General features: G+C 48.2%; 25 protein-coding genes. 23 read left to right on the top strand and 2 right to left on the bottom strand.

Features of this window, described 5'->3' with window-relative positions; genetic code table 11:
- Positions 1-87 precede the first annotated feature (87 nt).
- The 5 genes from RB297_RS07400 (at position 88) to RB297_RS07380 (ending at position 4582) form a co-directional block, all read left to right on the top strand.
- Complete coding sequence (locus RB297_RS07400; RefSeq protein WP_375120152.1) at positions 88-684, top strand: HAD-IA family hydrolase; 597 nt, start codon at positions 88-90, stop codon at positions 682-684.
- A 66-nt stretch (positions 685-750) separates the two neighbouring features.
- Positions 751-1623, top strand: coding sequence for a hypothetical protein (locus RB297_RS07395; protein WP_277746231.1), 873 nt, complete (start codon positions 751-753; stop codon positions 1621-1623).
- An 81-nt stretch (positions 1624-1704) separates the two neighbouring features.
- Positions 1705-2232 (top strand): 2-phosphoglycerate kinase, encoded by a 528-nt coding sequence (locus RB297_RS07390; protein ID WP_375120151.1) that lies wholly within the window; start codon positions 1705-1707, stop codon positions 2230-2232.
- A 52-nt stretch (positions 2233-2284) separates the two neighbouring features.
- Positions 2285-2824, top strand: coding sequence for a hypothetical protein (locus RB297_RS07385; protein ID WP_096774245.1), 540 nt, complete (start codon positions 2285-2287; stop codon positions 2822-2824).
- A 294-nt stretch (positions 2825-3118) separates the two neighbouring features.
- Positions 3119-4582 (top strand): chitinase, encoded by a 1464-nt coding sequence (locus tag RB297_RS07380; protein WP_375120150.1) that lies wholly within the window; start codon positions 3119-3121, stop codon positions 4580-4582.
- Positions 4583-5000: 418 nt separating this feature from the next.
- Here RB297_RS07380 and RB297_RS07375 read toward each other — a convergent pair whose 3' ends face one another.
- Positions 5001-7397: an Ig-like domain-containing protein gene (locus RB297_RS07375; RefSeq protein WP_375120149.1), complete on the bottom strand. Its 2397-nt coding sequence runs from the start codon at positions 7395-7397 to the stop codon at positions 5001-5003.
- Positions 7398-7781: 384 nt separating this feature from the next.
- Between RB297_RS07375 and RB297_RS07370 the strand changes: the two genes are divergently transcribed.
- The 8 genes from RB297_RS07370 to RB297_RS07335 all read left to right on the top strand — a co-directional run bounded on the left by RB297_RS07370 (position 7782) and on the right by RB297_RS07335 (position 13488).
- Complete coding sequence (locus tag RB297_RS07370) at positions 7782-8393, top strand: YkoP family protein (RefSeq protein WP_096774596.1); 612 nt, start codon at positions 7782-7784, stop codon at positions 8391-8393.
- 78 nt (positions 8394-8471) lie between these two features.
- On the top strand, positions 8472-9743 hold the full coding sequence (locus RB297_RS07365) for an alcohol acetyltransferase (protein WP_375120148.1): 1272 nt from the start codon (positions 8472-8474) through the stop codon (positions 9741-9743).
- Positions 9740-10420, top strand: coding sequence for a DUF6320 domain-containing protein (locus RB297_RS07360; protein ID WP_375120147.1), 681 nt, complete (start codon positions 9740-9742; stop codon positions 10418-10420). The genes RB297_RS07365 and RB297_RS07360 overlap by 4 nt, the downstream gene beginning before the upstream one ends.
- A 15-nt stretch (positions 10421-10435) precedes the next feature.
- A complete protein-coding gene (locus RB297_RS07355) occupies positions 10436-11035 on the top strand; it encodes a GNAT family N-acetyltransferase (RefSeq protein ID WP_375120146.1) in 600 nt (199 codons plus the stop codon).
- Positions 11036-11264: 229 nt separating this feature from the next.
- Positions 11265-11897, top strand: a complete 633-nt coding sequence (locus RB297_RS07350; protein ID WP_375120581.1) for a hypothetical protein — start codon at positions 11265-11267, stop codon at positions 11895-11897.
- Positions 11898-11924: 27 nt separating this feature from the next.
- Positions 11925-12452, top strand: a complete 528-nt coding sequence (locus tag RB297_RS07345) for a MauE/DoxX family redox-associated membrane protein (RefSeq protein WP_375120145.1) — start codon at positions 11925-11927, stop codon at positions 12450-12452.
- An 11-nt stretch (positions 12453-12463) separates the two neighbouring features.
- A complete protein-coding gene (locus RB297_RS07340; RefSeq protein WP_375120144.1) occupies positions 12464-13003 on the top strand; it encodes a redoxin family protein in 540 nt (179 codons plus the stop codon).
- Positions 13004-13017: 14 nt separating this feature from the next.
- Positions 13018-13488: a hypothetical protein gene (locus tag RB297_RS07335; RefSeq protein WP_096774236.1), complete on the top strand. Its 471-nt coding sequence runs from the start codon at positions 13018-13020 to the stop codon at positions 13486-13488.
- Between the two features lie 39 nt (positions 13489-13527).
- Here RB297_RS07335 and RB297_RS07330 read toward each other — a convergent pair whose 3' ends face one another.
- Positions 13528-13674 carry an AraC family transcriptional regulator gene (locus tag RB297_RS07330; RefSeq protein WP_375120143.1) on the bottom strand — a complete coding sequence of 49 codons (147 nt, stop codon included), beginning with the start codon at positions 13672-13674 and terminating at the stop codon, positions 13528-13530.
- Positions 13675-14057: 383 nt separating this feature from the next.
- On the opposite strand from RB297_RS07330, the gene RB297_RS07325 reads away from it, so the two are divergent.
- From RB297_RS07325 to RB297_RS07280, 10 genes are all read left to right on the top strand, one after another.
- Positions 14058-14459, top strand: coding sequence for a NusG domain II-containing protein (locus tag RB297_RS07325; RefSeq protein WP_375120142.1), 402 nt, complete (start codon positions 14058-14060; stop codon positions 14457-14459).
- A 367-nt stretch (positions 14460-14826) separates the two neighbouring features.
- Positions 14827-15477, top strand: a complete 651-nt coding sequence (locus tag RB297_RS07320) for a hypothetical protein (RefSeq protein ID WP_375120141.1) — start codon at positions 14827-14829, stop codon at positions 15475-15477.
- On the top strand, positions 15474-15815 hold the full coding sequence (locus RB297_RS07315; RefSeq protein ID WP_375120140.1) for a DUF3139 domain-containing protein: 342 nt from the start codon (positions 15474-15476) through the stop codon (positions 15813-15815). Before RB297_RS07320 ends, RB297_RS07315 begins: the two co-directional genes overlap by 4 nt.
- A gap of 48 nt (positions 15816-15863) precedes the next feature.
- The gene (locus tag RB297_RS07310; protein WP_036661139.1) at positions 15864-16409 is read left to right on the top strand and encodes a GNAT family N-acetyltransferase; all 546 of its coding nucleotides are present in this window, start codon (positions 15864-15866) and stop codon (positions 16407-16409) included.
- A gap of 206 nt (positions 16410-16615) precedes the next feature.
- Complete coding sequence (locus RB297_RS07305) at positions 16616-17083, top strand: hypothetical protein (RefSeq protein WP_375120139.1); 468 nt, start codon at positions 16616-16618, stop codon at positions 17081-17083.
- Between the two features lie 36 nt (positions 17084-17119).
- On the top strand, positions 17120-17725 hold the full coding sequence (locus RB297_RS07300) for a GNAT family N-acetyltransferase (protein ID WP_096774230.1): 606 nt from the start codon (positions 17120-17122) through the stop codon (positions 17723-17725).
- A 74-nt stretch (positions 17726-17799) separates the two neighbouring features.
- Positions 17800-18546, top strand: coding sequence for a GNAT family N-acetyltransferase (locus tag RB297_RS07295; protein ID WP_213579012.1), 747 nt, complete (start codon positions 17800-17802; stop codon positions 18544-18546).
- A gap of 230 nt (positions 18547-18776) precedes the next feature.
- Entirely contained in the window at positions 18777-19475 is a 699-nt protein-coding gene (locus RB297_RS07290; protein ID WP_096774229.1) for a class I SAM-dependent DNA methyltransferase, read from the top strand.
- Positions 19476-19493: 18 nt separating this feature from the next.
- The gene (locus RB297_RS07285) at positions 19494-19973 is read left to right on the top strand and encodes a GNAT family N-acetyltransferase (protein WP_015735951.1); all 480 of its coding nucleotides are present in this window, start codon (positions 19494-19496) and stop codon (positions 19971-19973) included.
- 49 nt (positions 19974-20022) lie between these two features.
- The gene (locus RB297_RS07280) at positions 20023-20679 is read left to right on the top strand and encodes an HAD family hydrolase (RefSeq protein WP_375120138.1); all 657 of its coding nucleotides are present in this window, start codon (positions 20023-20025) and stop codon (positions 20677-20679) included.
- The last annotated feature ends 4 nt before the right edge of the window (positions 20680-20683 follow it).

Raw genomic sequence — 20683 nt, 5'->3', positions numbered from 1 at the left:
ATGACGACTAGTGTTTAAGCGGACGGTCCCTCGTAAACACGAATACATACATCTCATGAAATAAGTAAGATATAAGGAGACGAGACGATGACGGCAAAACCACAACTGGTATTGGATTTAGCTGGCGTATTGGTGAGTAATTTTTCATCTGCTTTTTGGCCTACATTAGCGGAGGGCTCCGAAATCTCGTTTCAAGAAATCAGGGTACAATTTGATGAGGTTCGTAGAGACTTATGGACAGGAAAGATGAAGGAAGATGAGTTTTGGGGATGGATGAGCCTGCGAATGAAGCAAATCAACAAAGAGGAAGCAAGGGAGTTAATAACTCAATCGTTGCAACCGCTTCCTGGATTAAATCACTTGGCGCAATGGAGCGAAATCGCGGATATCCATGTACTAAGCAATCATTGCAAGGAATGGCTGGAGCCGATATTAGAAAAAGTAGAACCTTATGCTAGGAGCATTACCATTTCGAATCAAGTCGGTTTGAGGAAACCTGATCTGCAAATTTATAAACATGTTGTGAAACAATTCGAACGTTCAGAACTGACGGTTGTTTATGTTGATGATCAGGAAAAGAACCTGAAACCGGCTATCGACCTTGGATGGAAAACCTTGCTGGCCGATCAAGAGCATAAATGGATAGAACAAGTGGGACCGATGTTGGCGACAAACGTCTTGTAAGACAGGCGAGAAACACTGGAAAAAATGATATCGGAAATTTAGTCAATGAAAAGTGAGGAATTCTAAATGTTTGGACGAGGGAATCAAAAGTACCCTATACCCGCAACGCTGCTCAAGTTGAAAGAAATGAATGAGCAAATCGTACATGATCTCGAGGTGGAACTGGACGATATTCTGGAAATCTATATGGATTATGATCTTAACAATCAAGACGCCGAATTTGCATACAGCGGCCATCCGTTGGATGTAATTCCATTTGCCTTTACCGCTTTTGGAGGCGAGCATTTCGGATTTTTGACCGATTTTGGATCGGTGACTGATCTCGAGGATGCCCCTGTCGTGTTTGTCCAAGCTTTACCATCAGAGGAGTTTCATGTCACTCTAATTGCGAGAAACATAAGGGATTACCTGGGTTTATTTTTAACCTATAAATGTATGATAAATATGTTTTCCACGGTTAATGAACCAAGTCAAGAACCGAGTGCTGTTGAAACGCACCCTCATTTACCAGCCGTAGAAGCCAAACTTATTCATGAGTTGGGAATCCAAAAGATAGAACCGGTTTCTTACCGTCAGAACATGCTGAGGGAGCGTTCCAAAGAAGTTGTGCAAACCATAAACGGAATCGGCGTAAAACGAATGACTGCGCGTGAGTTAGGACCAACCTTTAATGTAGAGGAATATGATAAATATGATGTATTGAACAATAAAGTGCGGGAGTTTTTTCAAGAGGCTTGCTTAGAGAATAAACTGGCCTGCATTGCAGATCTTCAAGAAGCGGGCATCTTGTTGACCCACACGTACGACCTAAATGAGTTTTTAATAAATGAACTGAGAGCGATGGGCTGCATTTATGAGTCGAGAATACTTGAATTAACAACGAAGTCTTACGATTTTTCGATGAGTAGCACACTTCATGAAATCATTCCAGAGATTTGAACGAAGCATCAAGCATGCAGGGAGGACGCCATGTAAATGATCATATTAATCAGCGGAAACAGCTGCACGGGAAAGACATATATGGCTCAACAATTACTTGAAAAGTATCACGTGCCTTATCTGTCCATCGATCATTTGAAAATGGGCTTGTACAGAGCCGACATGAACTGCGGTTTCACGCCGGTGGATTCAACCGAGCATATCGGTGCACAATTATGGCCGATCATCAAAGGGATCATCATGACAAACATCGAAAACAAGCAAAATCTAATCATCGAAGGCTGTTACATTTTGCCTCATCATCTGCAAGATTTTGAGCCGTCCTATTCACAACACATCATTTCCGTGTTCTTAGGATTCTCCACCTCGTACATCCGGCAGAATTTCCAATCCAACATCGTTCAACACCGCAATGCTATCGAAGCGCGAATGTATCCTGAAGAGAGAACTGTTGCCGACTATACTCATGAGCATGATGTATTCCGTGAAAAGTGTGCGTCATCGAATGTCCCTTATTTTGAAATTCAAGAGAACTATGAAGAAGAAATCGCAAATATATATGCCTACATAGATCGTGAGAAGAAGAAACTCGAGTATGAACAGCGGTAATTAAAGTTTGGAACAAACCATAACACCGGTTGACGAAGAAAGGACAGTCGCCATGGATTTATATCTGTATCATTATTATGATGCGACAACAGGACCCTTTCAAAATCTATCCTCGCTATCCATCGAAGAAGCGTTGCAGGTACAGAGGAGGCTCAAACAAAACAAAAATTGGTTTGCGAGTCAACGTGCGGATGATTATATGACCATCCGTCGCGATCTGGAAGCACGGGCGAGAGCTCTATTCAGGGCCAAAGGCGGCAAACCAACAAAAGAATATCCGCATTACATGACGCTTGGATCTTGCGAATGGATTAAGGAATGGTATCCGAATGGAAAAGAAATCAGGATTCTGCTGGATGATATGCAACCCGAAATGATGAGTTTCACTTATGGCGACTTATTTCCGACCATGCGGTATCAAGACGACAAGCCTTATAGAGGAAAGGTATATGTAAAAAACGAAATCCTTCAACTTGTAGACGAGTTTGGCTGGCCTCAAGATTGGAACAAAGACGGTCGTCATGGACCTGAGCGATATATTGAAGTGCAGGTTTGGGACGATCGGGCACTCGGTCCTTTTATGAAATCCTAGATTGGATGAAATTGAAAAAATGAAATGTTCTGACCACAATTCGATTAAAACTCGACTTGTGGTTTTTCTTTTCACCAAATTGATCCTTTTGAGCTATTGATAATGATTAACATATAAAGTAAATTTTTTACATATCAATCAACTTACAAAATACGTAAAAGAATCAAAAATGAGTAAGAACAATGCATCGACATGGTTTTAAATTAACAAGTTAATTTTCATAAAGGAGGTGATGCCGGCTTACATCAAGATAGGCTAACGTTTAATTATCAATGATTGAGGAGGGATTAATGGATGAAAAGGGATTTATCCAAATTGCTGGACAAATCGAGAGTGATGTTATTGCCTTTAATGGTCGTCATGTCTATGATTATGAACTTTTTTCCCCTTGAAGTTTCTGCAGCAGAACGGGGCGCTTGGGCACCCAATGTATCTTATGTCGTTAACGACAACGTGACGTACGACGGGAAGGCGTATAAAGCTATTCAATCTCATACCTCATTACCCGGATGGGAACCACCCAATGTTCCTGCATTGTGGCAGTTTGTTCAAGGTGGTGGAGGTAATGATACAGTAGCTCCGACAACTCCTACGAATGTAATTGTAAGCGCAATCACCTCTTCAACCGTTACTTTATCCTGGCAAGCATCTATGGACAATGTAGGTGTGGCAGGATATGATGTATACCGAGGAACATCCCTTGCCATCTCTGTTACAGGAACGACAGCGACAATAACGGGTCTCTCACCGAACACGACATATTCTTTTAAGGTCATTGCAAAGGATGCTGCCGGGAACCTTTCTCCTGCCAGTGCGATCGTCAATGCCACCACTTCAGATGGAACGGGTGGGGGTCCCCAGCCGACGAAACATATATTGACAGGGTACTGGCAGAACTTTGTCAATGGTGCCAGCAAATTGAAAGTTAGAGATATACCGGATCAGTACGACATCATTGTTTTAGCGTTTGCCGAGATGGATCCTGCTAACCCTGGTGGTGTCACTTTCAACGTTGATTCCGCACTATCCGCAGCTCTTGGCGGGTACACCAGTGCCGAACTAATCGCGGATATTCAGGCTAAACGCGCTCAAGGTAAGAAGGTCATCATATCCATTGGAGGGGAATTAGGGAACATCAATTTGAATAATCCTTCCCCGAATGTAGCGAACTTTGTGAACAGCATGTACGGAATCATCACTCAATATGGGCTTGACGGGATAGACATTGATCTGGAGCATGGCATGAATGTACCTAATGTAACCAATGCGATCCGCCAACTAAAACAAAAAGTAGGAAATGATTTTGTTCTGACGATGGCTCCCCAAACGATAGACATGCAGAATCCAAACACTTCTTACATGCAGCTATATAACAATCTGAAGGATATGACAACCGTAATTAACGTCCAGTATTATAATTCTGGATGCATGTTAGGACGCGACGGGAAATGCTATTCCCAAGGCACGGTTGATTTCCTGACGGCTCTTTCGGACTTAACGCTGCAGTGGGTATCGCCTTCCCAATTGGGAATAGGAGTACCTGCTACCTCTTCAGCTGCCGGAGGTGGATATGTTTCTCCAGCGGTCGTAAATAATGCCCTGAATTGTCTAGCAACTGGAAACAACTGTGGAAGTTATAAGCCTGTAGCTAAATACCCTGATATACGGGGAGCAATGACGTGGTCCATTAACTGGGATGCGACTACGAATTACGCGCTTGCCAAAACGGTGAGACCATTCCTAAACACCCTTCCTTAATACGCATGATATTTGTACAACTTAAGTAGATTTTATATAAAATAAGGAAACCTCTCCTAGATGAGTGGTGGTCTCAAACCATCATGATCACAGAGAGGTTTCTGTATGGATATCTAGCCTCAACGGAGCAGGCGGAATCATGGTGGAGAAGCGAAGCGGTCCCCTTTGTCCCCGGATTTCCACCATATAATAGGATAATAAGAAATCTGGGGGCAACAGGGATCGGAAGCATGATCCGCATGCGTAGTGCTGCATTGCTTAGAAAAGAAAAACAGCGACCGTTTATCCCGTAATATCTGAGGGGGAACGGTCATTTTTTGATGCAGACAGTGGAACAGCAATGCGCCCCGGCCTAAGCCAGGGCGCATCTTCTATCTGAATATGGGGTTTTAATCCGCCATGAAATACAAACTGCGTTTCACGGCTCCCATATCACCGTTGGATACGGGAGTTGGTCATAAGCACTTGCCCAATAGTAGGAATCCCCCATGATTCGCCTCGGCAGGAAGCCGATCTCGCCGCGGGATACGGTGACGAGCTCGGACTGCGATTGGAATATGCCTTCCGCACTCGTCGCGGCCGTAATGTATTTGCCTGCCATATGGGTGAATCGTCCGCTGATCTTGGCCGCAACAGGCATTCTTGTCTCCATATCAACCATCTTAAAAGTGACTTTGGCGATGCCGGCGGTGTAAGTGATGTTCATCTGGTCGATCACCATCGGTTTCATCGCAGACGGCATCGTTGATGCGGATGCAGCCAAACTGGGAGCTCCTTCATTGCCGCTGATATCGACTGCAGTGATTTTGTAATAATAGGTGGTGTCCGGCAGCAACCCTGTATCTTTATAAGAAAGTCCTTTCGAGGTTCCGGCGTAAGTAGCGGATCCAATCTCAAAGCCGGCTTCGGTCCCACGATAGATCCGGTATGCATTTACGGCACTGTTATCCATAGCCATATCGTAGGTTATATTGATCCGTTGATAATCAAATGCGATAGCTGCTGCTCCGCTGACCGCGCTTGGCGGTTCATGGTCCGCAGGAGGCTGCCAGGTATAGCCGCCAGGTCCCCATTCGCTTGGAAAATCCAAGATTGAGGAGTAATGGTGGAGGGCAATGCCTCCAAACGCCGGGTCATTCTGAACAGCGTCGTACACCTTGTTTAACTCCGACTCCATATAAATTCGTCCTTCTTCATGGAAGCTGATGGTTTCGGGGTCCCCGCCATCCGCGATGTCTTTGGTCTCGACACCGATCACAACCGATTTTGGCTTGCCGATCAGATTAGCATAGGCCAGCTCATTCAGCGCTTGCGCGATAATGCCTGCACTGCCATCCGCCTGATCGCGGTAATTCATGATCGAGATGTAATCGGCGGTATCCTGAATGTGTTCAGACAGCCATTTGGTTTGCCCGTTCCACGGGATATTACTCGCATCGGCCGAAGTGTCATACCATCTCGGGATCGCTGCGCCAACCGACAAGGTGAGTCCCGATGCTTGTTTGCGTTCCATGAGCAGCTGCAGCATATCCAGATACTGAATTTGGACGGAGGGCTTTGCGGTTTTGAAGTCCGGCAGGATATACGGCTCCGTATCCACGTTCACGCCGTCGAAGCGAGCGGAATCGCCGGAAGCCAGGTTGTAATTCAGGATTTGCTCAAACTCCCGCACGGCGTGAGTTTGATATCGGCTGTAGGCTCCGAAGTAAGGCGGCACGGTCCCCCCGGCGATTAAAGCTTGAACATAAAAACCCTCGGCGTGAGCCCACTCGACGAACTGTTGGACTTCGCTCCGGTAATCCTCCAACATTTTTGCTCCATTATATTGCCCCACAGCCAAATAGAGCGTCGTGATAGGACGTTGATGAAAAGTCGTAACATCCTTCGCCATAGAAGAGAGAACGGCTCGGGAATTCGGATTCAGGACCAGGGGATAGGAGGCATTCTCCCAGATCCAGATCGCACGATCCTGATCCGGCAGCGGTTCCGGGTCATACGTGCTGCTGGTCACCGTCTCAGGATTCGTCGCCGAGGGATTGTAAACATCACCCATTACATTAGCGAGATGTGGGTTGATATGATCATCCGACATATAAACGGTATTCGTAACCGCAGCGAAATCCTGATCTTGCTGAGCCGACGTCTGTCCCCCGGTTCTTGCATAGACCGTCAGACTATAACCTGTATTGCCGCGTGAATCGGTTGCCCTTGCCTCCAGACTGTGAACGTGGCGAGGGGATTGTCGTAGATCCAATGTATATTGATATCCGTTCTTGGCAGGGGAAACCTGCAGCCAGTCGCCGCCGTCGATGCGGAGCTCAACCAGCGCAATCGGATTCTTCCCTTCTGCGGATATGTTGATTTTCATTTTGTTGCGCTGCAGCGTAGACTCGGTTGGGCTGGTAATCTCCACTTCCGGTGTATCAGCTGCAGGATTATCGATGTTCAAGTGAATCCAAGGAGACCAGATGCCATAACGCGTTATCGCGTCATTGCCTTTCAGGACCATTTCGACGGGGCCGTCAAGTCGGCTTGTGTCGAGTTTATAGGACCAGTTCCCGCTGTCATCGCCGTTTGGATCCTCCATCTGAACATCCGCCATGAACTCACCGTTCACGATGAGTTGAAGCTCATACACCCCGGAATAGGTTCCGAATAACTCCGTTACGCCCGGCTGTATTGCTTGCCCGTCCTGATGGGAGTCAATCGTAATGAACGCTGCCGCTTTAACCTGCGGCAATGGAACGCAGAGTGTAGTAAACAGAACGGCCGCCAGAAACAAAAGCCCGCACCTTCGTAAATGTGAAAGCATCATCTTAGTCACATCCTTGTCAGTTTTGATGTAAACCAAATGGACTCAACGGCAGCCATCATGATCGGAAGAGCCTAAAAATACCATGCTGCGCAAATTTAAAGCGCTTACTTTTTAAATATTACGAAAAAGATCGATTAGAACCGATGCCTGGCATGTGTCAGGTTATTTTTGTTGTGTTCGAATGGGCGTCCATTCAATCGACAAGAGCAGTTTGAAATGGACCTCCGCCTGGAGACCGAGTAAAACTCTATACCTGAGGCGGTGTGAACCTGCGCAGATCTCCATTAAGATGTGAGTAACGATTTTTTCCTGACTAATGATGGAATGTAATATTCATCAAAAAATGGGGTGTTGGATCTGCTGCAAAAATCATTTAAAACCATCATGCAGAGCACATGGATGATATGGGAACGCTTCTTCAGCTTTATTTCCAGATTCCGCAGCTCGCATATCTCGCGCTTTGGCATATGCACGGTCATGATCAAGAAGCATCGGGGGGAGCGCATCGTCTGCGAGGATTCCACGGTCATTCAGGATGGGGATCTGGTAGGCGAGCTTCATTTGGATAATGAGACGGTTCTGAAGCTCATTCGAGCAGAAGGGCCGGACCGCGCGGCCCTGAAGATTGCGAGACTTGGAAGAAAATCCATGCAGCAGATTAGCCGGGCTTATGAAAGCCAGTCCGAGTTCAGCGAGGTTAACGCATTGGTCGGGATTACGCTGCTTCACCGGGGATTAACGCATGGACTTGGTTTTGAGCATCAAGCAATGAAACCGGATCTGTTCCAGAAGCTGACCACTTCCTATCTGCGCATGCTGTTGTCCGTGATGCACCCGGAGGGGAAGAGCCGCATCGATCGAAGAACCGAATTGCTCGTACCGATGAAGTTGATTCATACCCGATCCTCTTTAAGGAAGCGATTTTCGATGGGAGATCGGAGACAGCCACATGAAGAGGGGAACGCGGTCTTCGTATCGGCTGCGGTAGAAGGTTGAGTATAAGGGCGATATATCCATATAGTAGACCGGTATGCTGTTTAAACGGGAGAATATGAAGAAACGGGGAGAACGTACATGGAAGAATGGTATAAACTTGACCACGCGGGAAAGCTGTTCCCCGCGGTTGCGGGGAGGGAGAACTCATCCACCTACCGGCTGTCGATGATGCTGACAAGCCGGGTGAAACCATCGGTTTTGCAAGAGGCGCTCGATAGCGTGATTAAGAGATTTCCTCTACTCAATGTCGAGCTAAGAAATGGACTGTTCTGGAAATTTCTGCGGGAGAAAGAGACACGCTTGACGGTGGAGCAGGAATCCGCCTATCCCTGTGCCCCCGTTACTCTTTCGCATGAGAACGGAAGCTTGGTAAGGGTTCTGTATTACGGCAGCAAGATCAGCGTGGAAATTTTTCATGCTCTAACGGACGGAGGAGGGGCATTGGAGTTCCTCAAAACCTTGGTATTCCAGTATTTATCTCTGCTCGGCGAGGACATGGAGGACAAGGAAGGCCTGATTCTGCCGCCCGCTTCATTTGCCCGATATGCTGAAGCTCAAGATAGCTTTCAAGCGCATTATACTTCGGCCACTCCCGACGCCAGGATGCAGGATGCACTTCAAATTCCGGGCACCCGTTTCTCGCCTTTTGGACACAACGTCATACACGGGATGGTTCACGCATCGCGGCTGAATGCGGCAGCCAAGCAGAAGGGAGCAACCCTTACCGCTTACCTGACGGCAATTTTGATTATGGCGGTTTACGATACCACACTGCCTTTCAATAAGGATAACCGTCCGGTCGTGATCAGCATGCCGGTGAACCTGCGAAAAATGTTCCCTTCCAGCAGCCTCCGCAACTTTTTTGCGGTCATCAACATTGGTGTACAACTAAAGGAAGGCATGACATTCGAGCAGGTGCTCGAAATCGTTCATGCACAGATGAAAGAGAAAACGACCAAGTCTTATTTAAGCCAAGCGATGGCCGGCAGCATGAAGTACGAAAAAAACCTGTTTTCCCGATTCACGCCGCTGAAATTAAAGGATCTGGCAATCCGTTACGGCTTTGACCATTTCGGGGAAGAAGCCAAAACGCTTACGCTTACCAACCTAGGCCGAGTCGACATTCCAGTTAGCATGGCCTCGCATATCGAGGCGATGGAAACCACGATGTATCCCACAGCCAAAAGTCCCATGAACTGTGCCGTCAGCTCGATCAACGATCAGCTCACCATCACGTTTGCGCGAAATATCGTCGAAAGCGATGTGATCATGCGCTTTTTTCGCCAGCTTGCCAGCCTAAGCGAATTGGACATTACGATTGTCAGCAATGATTGGGGGATGGGCGCATGAGATGCGAAAGCTGTGGCGTATCCGTAGATCCGGCGCATCAAGCGTGTCCCTTATGCCGCAGGAATGTGCAGGGTAAAGATGATAAGTACCTCGTAAGTAATTCATGGTATCCCGTCTATGAGGCTATGGAGGAGCAGCATGCGAGCAGCAGTCTTGTATCCAAGTGGCTTACCTTTCTTGCGGTATCCGTCATGGGGATATCCGTCCTGATTAACCTACTTGGAAATCGCGAGGTATGGTGGAGTTTAACTCTCATACCCTGCGTGTTGTATGCGTGGCTGTCCATCAGGCATACCCTGATGTCCGGGTCGCATCTCGGCGGCAAAATTATCGTTCAGCTGCTCGGGCTGTCCGGTATGCTGCTGTGGATCAACGTGGCGTCGGGAACGTCTTACTGGTCGACCGGCTATGTCATTCCGTTCCTGATGATGGCGGCAACCTTGCTCATTACCGTTATATGCTGTTCGCGAAAAATGGGCTGGCGGGAGTTCGCAGGTTACTTATTAACTCTGATCCTTCTTGGTATCGTTCCCTTATTGCTGTATGCCGTTGGCATGTCGCACGTATTATGGACAGCCGTAGCTGCGGCGGTGTACGCCTTGCTGACATTCGGCGGGATGTGCCTGATTGCAGACAAGGGATTCCGCAAGGAAATGAAGCGCAGACTACATTTTTGACAGGAGGTAATCACGATGTGCGCGATCACGGTTAGAAGCATGGCCGATTACGAACGCGATGTTCGCGGCGAAGTGGCCGAGGTGTTTGTTAACGGGTATTATAAGGAGTTGTCTTATTTCACCCGAGACCGGAACATGCTGGAGAACGCCTTCCGGACGTTGTTCAGCCCGGAGGTGTTTTATGTGGCGGAGGTCCAGGGAATCATAGTCGGAATCTTGGCTTGTTCCCATAATGGGCAGCGGGCCATGCCGGTCGCGTTAGCCCCGCTTCAGGATGCTTTTGGAGACAAGACGGGAGAGCTTGCATATAACGTCATGAAGGACGAATTCAACCCGGCATTGCCCTATGATGACGAGACCGGATATATCGAATGTGTGGCCACAACCGAAAAAGCACGCGGCAAAGGCGTATCAACCGCTTTGATGAAACACGTCATGACGGAGCTGCCATACAGGCGTTACGTTCTGGAAGTGACGGACAGCAACCAAACCGCGCTTCGATTATATCAGAAATTAGGATTTCGGGAGTTTAAGCGTATATCCGAGGACTCGGATGAGAAAGGCTTCGACGACCGGATTTATATGGAGTGGACCAAATCGGCTCCACGCGGTTAGGCAAGCGTGTTATGTTTTGGTTTTAATTAGAAAAAGTGAATAGCTTACAGAAAAACCGTCCACGGAGATCATCCATAGACGGTTTCTTTTTTCTGGATAAGATAGCCTCGGGCAAACATGCCCAAGCCGTCGGAGATTCGTGCAAATAATCGACAGGCTGTCGCTCATAAGATGAAGTGTTAAGGATTCATTTAACGGGATTGTGGGGAGGTGGCATGGTTTGTTGACGATGCTGCTCTTTATGTTTGCTGTCGGTGCCGCAGTGGCCAGCGTGGATACCACCTGCGGACTGAACGTGCTAGGCAGCCTGGACAGCACGAAGGTCAGTAAATTCAAATATGCGCTAGTCTATATCGTGACCTGTACCCTTGGCGGCGCCGTAACGGGGCTTGCGCTCGGGGGCATCAATTATGTGCTGAAATTAACCCCCGCGGGCTTATATCAAAACTACGTCATCGTTGTGCTGTTGGTTGTGTTTCTGGTCTTGGAGTTGATACAAAAAACGGGAATCCTGCCCTCCGGAAATTTTATCGTTCCCTCGGAATGGATCAAGGCTGCAGGGTACCGATCCGCGGCGTTATGGGGGCTGATTCTGGGCTTGGGTTTTATCACGCTGCAAGTGGGCGTCCTCTTTCATGCCTACATCGTGGTTTCCTTGTTTGCGGCTCCCTGGTGGTTGAGCCTGCTGGCAGGCGCGACGTTTGGAATGGTTCGAGGCACCGTGTTCAGCCTTCCTCTGAGCCGGTCCATCGTATACCGCATGCTTAAAAGAAGAGTATACAGCTTCACGCTGCTGACCGCGGTGCGGCTGGCGGTTTCCATGCTGCTGATCATGGGAGCCATCATCTGCATCATCAGCTGATGATGCCAAAAAGGAGCATACAGGTCCATGTACGATGTTCTCGCGATATTCGTTACGCTTCCCATGCTATTGTCGGTGGCAAGTTATGCCTGGGGCCGTGCCTTCGGTGATCCGGATCCATTCCCCGGGGGAGCTGGGCTGCATGTGCTGCTCATTCTTCTGCAAATTTTGACGGTGACCTTGGTATACAGCTTTCCGTCGATGATCAGCTTCCTGGGCATTTCCTTGCTCTATTTCATTCAAGGACTGGGCGTGGCTTATTTCATCCGAATAAAAGGAAGGGTGGACTGCGGCTGCTTCGGGCCTCAGATCAGCTCCAGGCTGGGGTTTCCGTTGATTGGGTTTAATCTGGCGATGGGCTTCGCGGGATTGGTTTGCAGCTCTGCCGCAAGGCTTGCGTTTCATCAGTCGTTCACGGTAACGGGTCTGCTTTTGGAAGGCATGATATTACTGCTTACGCTGTTTGTAGTTGTAGGAGTTCCGGATGCCTTACACGCAATCCGAATATACCGCGAAATTGCCGCACCGCATATTTCAAAGATAAAAAGAAGGTAGAGGAGGCCGCGATGAACACGTTCTTCTGGATCTCATATGCCATGCTATGGATTTTGGTCGTGCCTTTGGTGATTCTGAACTTGGTCCTGTTCCGGCAGCTCGGGATTATGGTGATGGGTACCGCAAGAGGAGTGAATCAGTCCGGTATCCCAGTCGGCAACAAAATGCCCGGAGCCACAACGACAACCTTGCAAGGAGCCGAGTGGTCCACCAGCGAGCTGATTGGCACGCCATCCCTCATGCTGTTCGGATCACCGACGTGCAAGGAATGCGCCGAGATCCTGCCGGATTTTCAGCGGATCGCCATGATGAATAACGTGAAACCGATCCTGCTGTTATTTTCGTCCGCGGATTTGGCTTCGGATTATGTCCGCAAAATAGCATATGACGATGAGGTGCTGATCGTAAGCTCGGAGTTCGCAAATCACTTGGATGTACAGGTCACGCCTTACGCCTATGCGGTGGATACAAACGGCATCATCAGGCATAAGGGTCTGGTCAACAGCCGGGAACAGCTTGAAGCGTATGCGAAAGCATCAAGAGTTTCCTAAGACGAGGTGAGAGCATGTGGAGGAAGCCGGAGAGCAAGGACGAAGAGACGCAGGTGCTGATCAGCCGGGTTACCCGGAAAATGAACCGCAAGACGCTCCTGAATAAAGTCGCGCAAAGGACGGCCGAGGCGCTCGCCAAAGTGTTGGTACGGCCCAACGATGACGATATCCTCAAACACGCGTTTGCCGCGGGGCCCTGCAGACCTCCGCACGGACAATATTGCACGGGCTGCGGCGCAGATGCCTCCTGCCCGTCCGATTATATCATTTGCACGCCAAAGACGGTGATCAACGATTGCAAGGGCTTATGTCCTTATCCTTCCGGGTGGTGGTATACAAGCGATCCGGTGGGACATCGGGCCAAGTGTCAGGATTGCATCTCGCAATACGTACATCCTTATGTCGGACGGGACTGGTGTTACCAAGGAGCCAGAGTCTATGGGCGGTATGTAATCTGTGCATGCCGATCTACGGAAATGTATTGATCGAAGAATGAGGCATGCATAGAATACCCATCCCGTCGCTCAGAACCGTACGGACAGGTTCCGTCGGCTGAAACCCTCGTGTTTGGTACAGCCCTGTCGATAAGCCGACATCCCCGTGATCTGGCGGAAACGGCGACTGAAGCAGTACTCATCCGTGTATCCCACTTCTTGGGCAATGGATCGCATCGGCTCATTTTCCGTAGCAGAAGTTCTTTGACACGGTTAATACGCAAATCGGTTACGTAATGCAATGGTTTCTTCCCTGTGAGTTCCTGGAATATAGGCGTGAAACGCCAGGTCGAAGATAATCGAGCCATGTGCGCCAGCTGTTTTACCGTCAAATCAGGATCCATGTAATGCTCGTCTACATAGTGAAGGACGTTTTCAAAGGTTTGTGCCAAGGTCGCGATTGGCCGTCCTGAATATTTTGCTGGAGCAAAACAGTCATCAATTCATAAAACCGGGCAGCCGTTTAACCCGGATAGCGAATGTGACAAAACTCATTTCCACGGCTTCGAGCATCGTTCATACTTGGGTTCCGAAGACTTTGCACGTCGGGAGGGAGCACCTTGTCCAGAATAAGACGCGGGGATATGATTTTGTTCGCCATCATCCTGATCCTTGGATCCTTCACGGGGCTGCAATGGTGGAAGCATAGTCACGTGGAATATCAGCAGGGTCAGCTTCAGGCGCTGATCACGGTGAATGGCAAAGAATACGAAACCGTCCCACTGAACGGGGACGAACGCATCATCGACATTAAGACCAAGTTTGGACACAATACATTGAAAGTTTATGACTACGGGATCCAGATGATATATTCGGATGCTCCGAAGCGAATCGCGCTGGACATGGGTTTTATCTCGGAACCTTATCAACAGATTATTTGCGTGCCGACCAGAGTGGTGGTAGAGGTGCTGGTACCTGAGCATGAACGGAAAGAGTCCGAACTGGATGCCGTGGTGAGCTAGGCTCAGGGAGAAGAGTAAGTATCATAGGCTTAAATGAAAGAACCGGGTTTTGAACCGGTTCTTTTTGTTGTTTAGGACATCTGGTATGAATGCAAGGATAGCGTAACTTTGCCGCAGAAAAGACAGTTATAATAAATGAAGGGATAAAGTTGCGTAACCACATGCTTCCGGGGCCTAAGATCCGTAGATCTTAGGTCGACGGGGTGCCCAGTCGCAGAGTAAAGGTGGGGAGTTAACATGGAGCTGGTCGCACTGATACTAGTTGTGGGCTTTTTGTTCGTTGTGGTATATTTGAGGGCAATTTGGAACGTGTTGCTGGACATTCGAAACGAGTTAAGAAGTGATGGCGACAGAGGGGCGTGATACGATGCAGAGCGAGAAAAAAGACTACTCCCATGTATACTGGATCGGAGGCTCCCCCTGCTCGGGCAAGTCGACGATTGCCGAAAAATTGGCGAAGGATTACAGCTGCACCTATTATCAATGCGATCTATTCAACGAGAAGCATGTGACCATATGCCATCCGTCGGAGCACCCCACCATGTCCCGATTGAAGGATATGTCCTGGAATGCATTGTGGTCGCGGCCGGTGGAGCAGCAGGTTGAGGAAGAATTGGAATTTTACCGAGAGGAATTTGGCATGATTATGGATGATGTTTCGGCCCTGCCGGACACGAGCCCCATCATCGTTGAAGGTGCGGCTCTATTGCCGGAAAAAGTTGAGCACCTGGTACCCAGCCCCCATCATGCGATATGGATCGTCCCGGTTCCGGCATTCCAGAAGGAGCATTATGCCAAACGGGAATGGATCCACGAAATTTTGGTATCATGCGATGATCCCGGCGGCGCGTTTCGAAACTGGATGGACCGGGATATCGGTTTTGCGAGATACGTGGCCAAGGATGCCTTGGACCGCGGATTCAAGGTGATGTTCGTGGACGGGAGCCGAAGTGTTCGGGAGAACTACGAAGAGGTCAGGCGTCATTTTATGCTATGCAAACAACAGGGAATCCAATGAAGAAAATCAAAATCGCATTGTTGGTTTTGCTAGTGCTTGTGCTCTTGTCTCCCTTTGTGTATGTGCAATCCAACAAAATGATTTATGCCAAGAAGGTGAAGACTTACCTGCTTGAAGAAGAACATTATACGCAGGATGAAATCCAGTCGGTCCAAGGCATTTGGGGCGTTAAGCTGCCTCCTTTTTATGCCGTCGTGGTATTTAAAGACGAGCCTGAGGTAGAGTATATTTATTTTGCCCATGATACGATTATGCAGTTTGAATACCGATTGACGCCTGAGGGGGAAGCCCGTGGAATTACACGATCCATGCTAAAGCATGATATCCCAATGGATTGATATGGTGTTGCAATTTTTAGTTTAAAGCTGTTCAGGGGGGAGCATCGCATGTCCATAACGCTACAAACTTCACGTCTGCAGTTGAAAACCGTGGATCGGGAACGGGCAGCGGATGTGTTGGATTTTATCGTCAGGAACGATGAGTTTTGGAAGATTTGGGAGCCTGCCAGGGAAGCGGAGTTTTATACCCTGGAGAAACAGGCTGAGATTCTGGCAGCGGAAAGTCGAAGCATCGCTGACGGTTCCCTGCTTAAAGTGTGGCTGCATCAAAACGATGAGATGATCGGCTCGATTGCGATCAGCAATATCGTGCGGGGTGTTTTTCAATCGGCTCATGTCGGGTATAAGCTGGCGCAATCTCATACGGGAAAAGGGTATATGACCGAAGCTCTGAGCGCCGTGGTCGGCTATTGCTTTGATACGCTGGAGCTGCACCGTTTGGAAGCCAACATCATGCCGAGAAACAAAGCCTCGATGAACGTCGTGAAACGACTGGGCTTCTATGAGGAAGGTCTGGCGATCAAATACCTGAAGATAAACGGTGTATGGGAAGACCACCTTCACATGGTGCTCCGTAACGAACGTATGGAGTAGATCATGTGGAAGAGAGTCTCTACACTTATTCTTCTCGTTTCATCATGACAACATTTAGACTGGGACCTGAGATTCCATGTACGAAGGTGCTGAGTTTTTGTATTTTGATAAGTAAGAGATAAAGTGGAGAGGTTCGTACAGAACACGGCTGCGGAGTTGAGCACATTATTGGCTCCCGAAGGGATCCATGTACAAGGAGGTTAGGCGTGTTACTGAAATACATACAACAAACGGGTTCGTGGATCTGTATCCTATGGATCGTGTTGGCATTATGCTCTTGTCAGAACGGAGGGGAGCGGGTAGAGCACATTGAGGCTTTTATCGTTGAAGATGTGATGATAACTGCAGATGGACTCAACATGCCTTCAGGTTATAAAAAAGTGAATTCGATAACCAATCATGAAGATAATCAAGGGGCCACGCTGTCGCGTGTACGAGCGATTGAAGACTATTACGATAGCGAAGGGAAGTTTGTGAAAACCAGGGTGTATGATCAGAGTCATAAACGATGGAAAAATATACCGAACGAGGATTCCAGCAGCCAAGAAAAGGAGCTTGAAACACCTCTAACCATCCACATCCCCGACAATCATTCCTGGACACCCGTTCAGCTATCGGATCAACAAAAAGATGAAATAAAAGCCCATGTTATCAAACACACCCAAAAATGGTGAGTCTATTTGTAATTGACGATAGGAGGAGGACTCCTCATGTTTCATGTAGAGATTAGGCGGCCGAATCGTAGTGATATGAAAGCGATGGAGCATTTTTTCCGGTTCGTGATTACCGATACGTTTGCCAAAGAAGGCCTGGCAGATTTATCGGAGGACATCGAGCAGGAGATTGACAGCAAAATTAGGTGCTTGAACGCGGATATTGCAACGAACGGAGAGCAGAGGTATTTTCTGATCGGACTTATAGACAACAGCGTTGTAAGCAGCATCGAGTTTGGCCCGTCCAATGCATTGATACGGAAAAGTTCCAATGGAGTACTGCGTGACGTGGTTGAAATCGGAACCGTATTTGTGCATCCTGATTATCAGCAACAGGGAATCGGCAGTCTGATGCTTCAAATCATGTATCTTACGCTGCTCAATAAGGGGATAACGGAATTTTGTTTGGATAGCGGATATACGCGTGCTCAGAAAATATGGAAGAAGAAACTAGGTGAACCCGATTACGTCCTTCAAGATCACTGGGGGCGCGGAATCGACCATTTGATATGGAGAAGAAGGATGACGGACGTTCCCATTGTGTTTAGTATCGCCGATAGATCCAAGGAATTAGCAGAATCGAGTGGCGTGCAGGATACATGAAGAAGATCATTTTACTTGAATAATGATACAAATAAATGTATATTAATTCCTATCATACGGTAGGAGTGGTATACGTGCTAAAGAGAATCGAAGAACTTGCCTTAAACGCTTGGCCGGCGCTTCAAACCTTGACGCACCATGGGTGGCTGTTACGTTTTGCAGACGGTTATACGAAGAGATCCAACTCGATTAATGCCTTATACACGGATCCATCGATAGACCTTGACGCCCAAATTCATGAATGCGAGCGGTTATATGTTAAGGCTGGGCTTGACGTCGTATTTAAAATCACCCCGTTCAATCCGCAGGAGCTGGACCGTATGTTGGATTCCAGGGGTTATTCCATACTCGATCCAACCAGTCTGAGGGTGTTAGATCATCTGGATCATCTGGAGCTTCCAACGCATAAGGAGGTTAAGATCGAAGAACGGCTGACGGATGAATGGCTGAGCGGGCTGACCGAGATAACTGGAATATCCGAGAAATATAAGGCTGTAAAAAGAAAGCTGTTCAACTATTCCGTGATTCAATACGGATTCTTCATCCTATATGATCTTGGTGAACCTGTGGCATGCGGGATCGGGGCAATAGAGCAAGGCGTCGTCGGCATATTTGATCTCGCCACAGCTCCGGCATGCCGAAATCGCGGGTTCGGAAAACAGTTACTGTTACATATTCTGCATTGGGCCAAGAAGAATGGAGCCGCAAGCAGCTATCTACAAGTGGTCCAGAACAATGTTGCTGCAAACCGGTTGTACGATCGTCTTCAGTACAGGGAGATCTATTCCTATTGGTATAGACATAAGCGTATCGAAGGATAAAGGCAGCATCCGTAGCGTAAGAACCGGTGAATCTGAGCTTATCGGATCCAGGGGTTACCCAATCGAATGAACGGTTGTATAATCATGGAAGATGCCTGCCACAGAGGACCCCGCCTTAGATGAAGCTGTCTAAGTTGGGTCTTTTTAGTCAAATGGGCTGTTCGCAGTCATAAATCGCGTTTTCCCTTTTTCTAACGTACTCATGAAGGATACAGAAAGTTGGTGAAATCATGTTCGACTTATCTTCGAAGTATTATGACGTGATCTACAGCTTCAAGGACTATGAGCAGGAGGCGCGGCAGGTCCGGGAATATATCGAAAGACAAAGCAAGGAGTACCAAACCATTCTGGATGTAGCCTGCGGAACGGCGGAACACGCTGTTTTCTTGAAGCAGCACTATGCAATCGATGGAATCGATTTGAACCCCGAATTCGTAGCTATAGCGAAGTCGAAGAATCCCAAGGGGGATTATTCGGTGGCTGATATGACCCGTTTTCGACTCGGCCGGAAGTATGACGTGATTATGTGTCTGTTCAGCTCCATCGGGTATGTGAAGACGCCGGAGCTGTTGGTTCAAACCCTTGTGCAGTTTAGGGAACATCTGAACGAGGAAGGTATCATTCTAGTTGAGCCATGGCTTACGCCGGACGTTTGGACAACCGGAAGAGTGGACACGATCACGACCGAGCGCCATGGGATCCATATGAGCAGAATGTCCCATTCGGATCGCGCAGGTAATGTTTCGATCATGAATTTTTCGTATTTGTTTGGCAGCGAGGTTGGAATCGAGCATTACACGGAGGAGCATCGTATGGGTCTGTTTACCGTGGAAGAGATGATCGGGGCATTTCGGGAAGCGGGACTGGATGTGGAGCACGATACGCAAGGCTTGATCGGAAGAGGCATGTATATTGCCCGAATAGCTTAGTAAGGAGGACCTCAAAATATGTATGCGCATAGACCGCTGAGGGATGAGGATTTGCAAGCGATTTGCAGCTTTCCTCAAACGCCGGAAGAACTGTTTTACATGAGCCCGAGATCGGAATTCCCTTTGACGCCGGATCAAATCCTGAGTTTGCTTGAGAACCGCTTTGATCCCACGGTTATCGTTGAAGAATCCACCGGGCAGGTCGTCGCCTACGCGAATTTTTATGAAGATGCGGATGGATCGTTGTGGCTTGGCAATGTCGTTGTTGCACCGTCGCACCGTGGACTCGGTGCAGCGCAGAAGCTGTTGCGTACCATGATGGACATCGCCAAAGAAAAATACGAAATGGAACGTTTTTATCTAAGCTGTCATAATACCAATTCCAGAGGGCTTGTTTTTTATCATAAGTTGGGGTTCGAGCCGTTCGATGTCCGCATCACGGCGTTAGATGACGATCGGAAAATGATTACCATTCAGATGAGGCTGGATTTGGTCTGAGCAAGTCGTGTTGTTCAGTCGGATTCTGAGGTGAAAGGGGAGCTTTGGGATGAACACCATACAAGCGGTGCTGTTTGATTTCGATGGTACTTTAGCAGATACGCTGCCGCTCTCGTTTAAAGCGTTCCGGGCGGTTTTCTTGAAGTACGAAGGCCAGCGGTTGACCGATGCCGAGATCGTTCAGACGTTTGGGCCAACGGAGGAAGAGATCATTGCCAATCATCTTTCGAATCCGGCCCATGTTGATGAAGCCGTAGAATATTATTACGAAGTGTTTGAGCAGAATTTTCAAGAGCATGTGCAGGTATCGGAAGCCGTACAGGATCTAATTGTGAAGCTGTCGGATTTACGTTTACCCATGGTTATTATCACGGGCAAGAGCAGAAGATGCCTGGATATATGTTTAAGAAACCTGAAACTGGACGGGTATTTTGCCGCTACCATTACGGGAGATGAGGTTGAACGTTCTAAACCGGACCCGGAAGGGATATTCAAAGCCGTTCAACTGTTGGGTCTGAGGACATCGGACGTGGTTTTTGTCGGGGACAGCGATGCCGACATTGCGGCTGGCAAATCAGCTCAGGTATTAACCATCGGGGCGCATTGGTTTGATACCGTTCAGAATGCACAATTTGCGGTGGAACCCGACTATATGTTTACACGGCCCGATCAGTTGATAACATGGATCATGGCGAGGAATCATTGAGCGA

Origin of the sequence: Paenibacillus sp. CR_12 (assembly GCF_041953985.1) — a bacterium.
In the GTDB taxonomy this organism is placed as follows: domain Bacteria; phylum Bacillota; class Bacilli; order Paenibacillales; family Paenibacillaceae; genus Paenibacillus_AQ; species Paenibacillus_AQ lautus_A.
This window is presented reverse-complemented; position numbering and strand designations above follow the sequence as displayed.